This window comes from Tissierella pigra (assembly GCF_009695605.1).
Classification (GTDB): Bacteria; Bacillota; Clostridia; order Tissierellales; family Tissierellaceae; genus Tissierella; species Tissierella pigra.
The window spans coordinates 91,738-98,713 of sequence record NZ_VUNQ01000009.1; the positions used below are offsets into that span (position 1 = coordinate 91,738).

5 protein-coding genes and 1 pseudogene are annotated in these 6,976 nt (G+C 29.3%); all 6 read right to left on the bottom strand.

The genetic code is table 11. The annotated features are described in order from the left end of the window. Positions 1–12: 12 nt before the first annotated feature. Entirely contained in the window at positions 13–1,668 is a 1,656-nt protein-coding gene (locus FYJ83_RS06020; protein ID WP_154439431.1) for a putative manganese-dependent inorganic diphosphatase, read from the bottom strand. Positions 1,669–1,769: 101 nt separating this feature from the next. Beyond that, positions 1,770–1,976: pseudogene (locus FYJ83_RS20440) on the bottom strand (glutaredoxin domain-containing protein); the annotation flags it as partial. A gap of 116 nt (positions 1,977–2,092) precedes the next feature. Further along, positions 2,093–3,193 carry a GerAB/ArcD/ProY family transporter gene (locus tag FYJ83_RS06030; protein WP_154439433.1) on the bottom strand — a complete coding sequence of 367 codons (1,101 nt, stop codon included), beginning with the start codon at positions 3,191–3,193 and terminating at the stop codon, positions 2,093–2,095. A gap of 1 nt (position 3,194) precedes the next feature. Beyond that, complete coding sequence (locus tag FYJ83_RS06035; RefSeq protein WP_195837928.1) at positions 3,195–4,394, bottom strand: Ger(x)C family spore germination protein; 1,200 nt, start codon at positions 4,392–4,394, stop codon at positions 3,195–3,197. Positions 4,395–4,398: 4 nt separating this feature from the next. After that, a complete protein-coding gene (locus tag FYJ83_RS06040; RefSeq protein WP_154439435.1) occupies positions 4,399–5,841 on the bottom strand; it encodes a spore germination protein in 1,443 nt (480 codons plus the stop codon). A gap of 123 nt (positions 5,842–5,964) precedes the next feature. Further along, positions 5,965–6,504, bottom strand: coding sequence for a DUF5698 domain-containing protein (locus FYJ83_RS06045; protein ID WP_154439436.1), 540 nt, complete (start codon positions 6,502–6,504; stop codon positions 5,965–5,967). Between the last annotated feature and the right edge of the window lie 472 nt (positions 6,505–6,976).

Genomic DNA, 6,976 nt, shown 5'->3' on the forward strand with positions numbered 1-6,976 from the left:
TTATTTTTTATCTTACAATTCTTTAATCTCTGTTAATGTAGCTGTAATAGGTGGCACTACTTGTTTTTTTCTTGAAAGAACTCCTGGCGCATAAAAGGAGTTGTTTACAAGGGTTTCTCCAAAGGCTTTAGCCACTAATTCTTTATTTTGTCCTACTACTACCATTTCTGAAGCTTCCTTAAATATATCTGTTAACATCAATATGAATATGGAATATCCCCTATCCTTTGCTCTTTCTTCCATTAATGATATTAGGTCAGTTTTCATATCCTTTAAGCTTTCTGGATCCATGGTATATACCTGTGCTATACCAATATTATCTTCTTCTATGGTAAAGGTTTTAAAATCTTGTTTTAATAATTCTTGAGGTGTTTTTCCTACTAAAGAAGTTCCCGCTTTAAACATTTCCATGGCAAATTTCTCTACATCTAAGTCTGCAATTCTTGCTAGTCTTTCTAGTATCATTTTATCTACATTAGTAGAGGTAGGAGATTTAAATAACAATGTATCAGAGATTATAGCAGCAGAGAGTATTCCTGCCATTTTCTTTGAAGGTCTTCTGCCATTTTCAAATAATATTGATGCAATTATAGTACATGTACTTCCAACAGGTTCATTTCTAAAATATATTGGATTACCCGTAAAGACATCTGCTACTCTATGATGATCTATAATTTCCAATATCTCACATTCCTCTAAACCATCTACCGATTGACTTCTTTCATTATGGTCTACTAATATTACCTTTTTCTTCATACTGGATATTAAGTGATATCTAGATATTAATCCCACTACTTTATTGTTATTATTATCATCTATAACAGGATATGACCTAAATCTAGTCTGTGACATTTTCTCTTTTACATTATCTACTAAATCATCAAGGTTAAATACTACTAAATTATCTCTAGTCATTACATGACTAATTGGAACTGATTGAGTTATTAGCCTAGATGTTGTAAAAGTATCATGAGGTGTTGATATTATAGTTATTCCCTTTTCCCTAGCTAAATCTATGATTTCTTCTTCCACATCTACATTGCCAGTTACAATCATTAAACTAATATCTCTATTTATAGCCAGTTCTTGAGTATCTCTTCTATCTCCGCATATGACTACATCATTTTGTTCTATGTACTTTTCTACAGATTTAGGTTCCATAGCTAAAACTAAAAGCTTTCCTGTAATTGGTTTCATATTATGTGGACTTATAATAGTATTAGCAGACAGAGTATCTACAATATTATCTATACTAGTTCCTGACTTTCCTAATATTCCATTATCCCAAACATCTATATATGCCCCTATTATATCTGATATAGTTACTATTCCTGCTAATTGCTCATTTTCATCTATAACTGGCAAACTGTTTAAATTGTTTTTTTTCATTAGCTCTAAAGCCATACGAAGTGATATATCTGGACTAATAGGAGCTATTTTATCAAAATTTAAATCTTCTACACTAAGCCTTACTGTTTCTAAGAGAGTAGGTGCTGAAACTCCAAAGTATTCCAATATAAACTTAGTTTCTCTATTGATTTCTCCTAGTCTTACAGGAATAGCATTGATACCGCCATTGGCATTTTTATACTCTGCATAGGCTAAAGCTGCACATATAGAATCTGAATCAGGGTTTTTATGTCCTGTTATGTACACTGTTTCTCTCATATTTACCTCCTTCAATCCTTATCTTTAGTTTTGTAACATTATTATATCATTTAAACCAAAATAATAAAGTATAAAAAAGCTGATGGCTATCATCAGCTGTACTATATTTTAAACTCATTGTAATCAAATATAATTTCCTCTCCATTATTTACTACTATACAAGGTAATCCTACTCTTCCAGACTCTTTAACCTCTTTAAATACTTCATAATTATCTCTATACTTTAGAAACATCTTTAAATTTAGCATATTTTCACTTATATCTAAATATACAAACTCAACATTATTGTTGGAAAGATACTCTTTCGCTGGTTCACATCCTGGTCAATGTTTGCTTCCAAATACTATTATTTTTTTCATAACATTCCCTCCAATTTAAATTATATATCCAATTATATACTTTTTGGAGTTGTTTTTCTATATTTCTAGTTTAATCTTTTTTTTCTAAAGAAATAAACGATTAACATAACCGACGGAATAACTATAATAGATGTAATAGATACTACTGAAATAACCGTATTAGCAGGCTGCGGCACCCCTAATATGGAACGGCTATCCTTTAAGATAGTTACTAGAACAAACATTATAATTGATATTGGAATAATGAATATCTGATTCTTCTTATTTGCTATTTCTCCCAAGGTTATGGTAGTAAAGTAAAGATAACCTGAAATCTTTGTTGTATTTCCCATTATCCAACAGATCATATATAATAGATCAAATCCTTGGATTTCTCCTATTTGAATCATCCTAGTAAATGTTAAAAAAGGAAAATTCATGTGCTTTGCAAGTTCTATACCTACAGTCATTTGAGTAGGTATTATACACCCTACAACTATTAAAATAGAATATACTATGGATTTTACAAAAATTCTATTTAAATCCTTTTTATTTTCTAAATTAGGAGTTATCATAACTAATACCAATATATCAAAAAACTTCATGGAAGTATTTATGGCACCTAAATTTATTTGTCCAAATGTGGAATCACTAAATACTGGTAATAGCTCTTTAATATTATAATTTTTATATCCTAATATTATAATCAAAAATATAGTAAATATAACTATTGGAACTATTATTTCACCAAGTCTACCTATATTTCTTAAACCTCTAGAGGAAATATAGGCACAAGTCAACATTATAATTAAAGTAGTAAACCAAGTAGGAGTTACTGGAAATAAGGCTGTATTCAATATTTCAACTAATGTGCCAACAAATATAATATTAGAAAATAAAAATGTAATAAAATAAATAACTCCTATTATTTTTCCTAAAAATTTCCCCATAATTTTTTCTGTAATTTCCAATAAATTCAATTTATTAAACTTATTACTTAAATAAATTATAGGTAAATTAAATAATATGGTGTAAAAAATCGATAATAAAGTGGCTATCCATACATCTTGATTGGCTGGAGTAGTATTTACTGCCGGCATATAAGTTAATCCTACCATTATTCTATATAATACTATTAATAAAAGTACCTGATTATAAGATACTTTATTAATCTTTGTATTCTCCATATTATTCCACCTTTATCCTATTAATTGGTGTGTTTATTAAACCTGTCCTTATTATATTAGTATCAACTTCTATTTGAAACTCTGCTTCTGAAAATATTTCATCCCAATTAGATTCTATATTTTTCCATTGACTAGGATATTTCCTATGAAATACTATACCAAAACCAAAAATATCTAACTTATACTCTTTTTGAACCTTTTTAACAGCTGCTTCGAGAGCTTCCTCTATTGCCTTAGAACAAGCTTCTTCCATCTTTTTTATATTTTCTTCCTTAGATATATCTATATTCCCTATAACTTCTCCCATAGATGATGTTAACTTAACTTTAGTTTTAAGTATTATTCTACCATCTAATATTTCTATATCATTTTTAGTTTTATTTTTAATTATATATACTGAACTTAATTCATCAGAACTACTTTCAGATACTGGAGTATGAAATGTTATAACTCCTCCTTTTATCTTATCTAGAAAAAAGTTTAATGCTTTAGTATCATTTCCATTTAAATATCCTACTAATTTATCTCTATCAAATACAGCTGAACCTATGATTGATAACTCATATTCCGATGTTGGACCTATATCTGGAGATTTATTAATTATTTCCTTTTCCCTTTTCTCTACTATTCCAGTCATTGGATGGTGTCCATTATGATAATAATGTTTTATGTACTCTATAAAATTAACACTCATCGCTTTTGGATTGCTATTTGTATTTTTAATAAGCTCTAATACATAATTTGCAGGTATTTGTTCTAGCCCCGGATTAACACCCATTATATCATAGGCCTTAGCTCCCTTTGCAATTAAAATATATGATGTTTCTCTTTGCTCCCTATCTCTCATTAATTCATCTATATGACCCACTAATCCCTGCTTTGCAAAATCCTCTCCAAATATAATGACCTTATTGTGAGATGCAAATACACGGCGATCGAATTTCAATGTAATATCCCTAAAGGCTTCCAGTATAGTATTCCCAGTACCCTGTGCATATTTAACCGAAAGGTTTCCTTCCATATCACCTTCTTGAGTAGATGCGGGGTTGATAAATCCTACTGTTAATAATACCTTACCATTTTCCACGTCATAGCCCATGATTAAAGAGATACCAAGTTTATTTAACTCTTTAGAATCCCAACATCCCGTAAGAAATAATATTAATATAAGCAATATATTTAGAAAAATAATCTTTTTCATATACTTACCTCTCCCTATTTCTATTTTGCCTTCTAACATTTTTCTTTGCTATTGCCTCTGGTCTAAATATAAATTTTCGTATAGGAGTTCTTATAAATGTATCCTTTTTTAGTCCTTCCATATTTCTAGGAGCTATAGGCCAACAGTAAGGTATACCAAAGGAATCTAAGGACACCATATGAGTGGTTATTATCATAAATCCACAAGTAACTCCGTAAAGTCCTGACATTCCCCCTAAAAGGATAATAATAAATCTAATTATAACAATTCCCTGTACTAATTCTGGAATAATGAATTCTGATATAGCTGCTGCTGATACTACAATTACTGTAAGTCCACTTACTATTCCTGCCTGAACTGCTGCCTGACCTAATATCAATGCTCCAACTATACTTACGGTATTACCAATGTTTTTAGGAAGTCTAAGTCCTGATTCCTTTGTTAATTCTAGTGCCAAAGTTAGTAAAAATACTTCTATTACTATAGGAAGAGGTACTCCTTCCCTTGCTCCCGCTGCACTTATTAGCAATGGGGTGGGAATCATTTCCTGATGGTAAAGTTGCAATGCTACAAATACTCCTGGTAAATATACAGTTACAATCATTGCAGTATATCTTAAAATCCTTAGAAAAGAAGCATAATAAGGTCTTAAATAATAGTCCTCACTTGTCATTAATCCTTCTACATACAGCTTAGGTATAGTAAGAACATGAGGTGTACCATCCGTAAGTATAGCTACTCTGCCTTCTAAAATTTTAGCTGCTACTATATCAGGTTTTTCCACGTTTCCAATTGTTGCAAATATTGATCTTGGACTGTCTTCTATAAGTTCTTCTATATATTCACTTTCCAATATTGCATCTATATCTATCGTATTTAATCTTTTTTTAACTTCTTCTAAGACATTTTCATTAACTATTCCTTTAATATAAACTAGACTAACAGCAGTTTTAGTCTGTTTCCCAAAAACATAGTCTTCAAATACTAGGTTATTATTTCTTAAAACTCTCCTTATAAGAACCTTATTCACTGAAATATCTTCTATAAACCCTTCCTTTGGTCCTCTAACAACTGATTCTGAACCTGGTTCTTCTATACTTCTCTTTTCCCATTTGCTAATTTCCACCATATAGCAGATAGTCATATCTTCTATAAATAAAGCTACTTTTCCATTTGGAAGTTGATATATTATATCTTCCATTGAATCTGATTCTTCAATTTTAGAAATAAAAATAGTTCTTTTTATATCTTTAGGATCTTCTAGGCTAAGTATTAAAGGCTTTAATATATCATTATCAAAAATATCTCTATCTATAAATCCTTCAATATAAGCTGCCATTATCTTTATATTAGAGTTGGTCTTAAACTCATAAGTTACTAAATCTCCAGTACTATGAAAAGCGTTTATTATTTTCTCTCTATTTAAATTTATATCTGGCGAAATCATTTATATCATCCCCTACAATACAATTATGGTTATTATTGCCAAGTTCTAATATATTATTTATGATAATTCCTTTCATTGAAGAAATAAAAACTCTTCCGTAGTTATAAGAATCTCTATACGATTCTAAACTTCTTTCAGTTTGGTTGTTGTAATTTTACCATCTACCTTATTTAAGGTTTTTATCTTTAGAGTTGGATTGATTACATTGAATTCCCTTATAATTTCCTCAAATATTTTAAATTCTTTTCTTTTTATAACTACCTCAACTTGATATCTTTTTTCATCATTATTTCCTCTAGTAAGAAAAGTATTAACTGTATATCCAGTTTCCCTAAGTCTTCTTGATATTTCTGTAACCTTATTTTTATCATTCAAAAATAAATCTACTTCTAAAATACCAAGGGCTAATTTATCTTCAATTTTCCCACCTATAAAAACTCCCATAGTTCTTCCTAAAGCGTATGCTATAGTAAATTGAATCCCATCCGAGCTAGTAACCTTACTGACAGTAGTTGCGAAAATCATAGCATCTGTAAAAACCAATAAGTAAACTGGATTCATGATTTTTTTAGACATTAATATTGTTTTTAATGTTGCCAAAATATTTGTAAAAGCAGTTATTAAAAACAATCCTACAAGTGCAAACATAACATTCATTGTCATTTAAGCACCTCCTTTTTAAATTTCTATTCAAAAAAACTAACATACCAATGGTATGCTAGTTAGTAATTAATTATATATATTTAAATAATTCATATTGAAAATTCGGGATTGTATAAATCTGATCCCCTTCTGGGGAATATAGGCTTAAAGTAAATAATACCTGAGGCATTACTATTATAACTTTAAAATAAGGATAAGATTATATAAAAAATCAATTTAAAATTTTTAACTATATTTCAACAATTAATCTAACTTTACCACTATAACATATATATGAATTATTTGCAAATTCATTATTTTATTAAAAAGTCTTAAATTCTAGAGAAGTCAAACATATGTGACACAGACCTCTGAAAAATTTTCTCTGAATAATGCTGTGGTTTTCTTAAATTGCTAGTAATTATTTTGTCAAGGAGGAAAGCGATAGCGATCCTTGATTAAATAATTATTAGTAATACCATCTTAAGCAGCA

Excerpts from the sequence above, each read along its gene's own strand:
- FYJ83_RS06020 (WP_154439431.1), bottom strand. The coding sequence starts at position 1,668 with ATGAGAGAAACAGTGTACATAACAGGACATAAAAACCCTGATTCAGAT.
- FYJ83_RS06030 (WP_154439433.1), bottom strand. The coding sequence starts at position 3,193 with ATGGAGAATACAAAGATTAATAAAGTATCTTATAATCAGGTACTTTTA.
- FYJ83_RS06035 (WP_195837928.1), bottom strand. The coding sequence starts at position 4,394 with ATGAAAAAGATTATTTTTCTAAATATATTGCTTATATTAATATTATTT.
- FYJ83_RS06040 (WP_154439435.1), bottom strand. The coding sequence starts at position 5,841 with ATGATTTCGCCAGATATAAATTTAAATAGAGAGAAAATAATAAACGCT.
- FYJ83_RS06045 (WP_154439436.1), bottom strand. The coding sequence starts at position 6,504 with ATGACAATGAATGTTATGTTTGCACTTGTAGGATTGTTTTTAATAACT.